The 612-nt window shown below is 31.9% G+C and carries 1 pseudogene; it reads right to left on the reverse strand.

The features are described 5' to 3' along the window. Positions 1–188, reverse strand: a pseudogene (locus tag DYY66_RS06795) (hypothetical protein); the annotation flags it as partial. Positions 189–612 lie beyond the last annotated feature (424 nt).

Raw genomic sequence — 612 nt, forward strand, 5'->3', positions numbered from 1 at the left:
GGTCCATACGAAGTTGGATGTGTCAAGATCAGATTTTCTTTTACCAGTTTCTTTAGTTTCTTATCAACATCACCTTTGATGTGAGATGGAAATCCAGTCTTTAGATTTTCAAGTGAAATGTGTTTTTTGCCAATTCGATTATCGTAGAATAGCTTTCTCAGTATGGCTTTGCTTACATCATCTACCAATGGTGTTCTTATTGCTGTACAATGAATATAAGTATTATGTAAATAATTACATAATGATGGGTAAATATATTAATGTACTAATATATTCTAAAGTATGAAAGTATTAGTGTCNGGTAGCACCTCAAAGATTTTGGATTTTCTTGCAACCTTCAAGGATTGGGATTATTCAGTGTCTGACATTGCCAAGAACTCTGGAATTTCTTTCAAGACTGCATTAAATGAAATTAAAAATCTAGAACAACAAGGAGTTTTACTTAGAACAAGAACTGTTGGAAAAGCAATAATGTACAAGTTGAATCTGGATTCAAGACAAGGCTTCTATATTGACAAATTAATATTTGAACTTGCTACAAAACGAGCTCTGAAATCATCAGAGACTAAAAGCAAGACTAGAAAAATAACAGCCTAGGTTTTTAATTTCTAG

Source organism: Candidatus Nitrosotalea sp. FS, from assembly GCF_011319475.1.
Lineage (GTDB): Archaea > Thermoproteota > Nitrososphaeria > Nitrososphaerales > Nitrosopumilaceae > Nitrosotalea.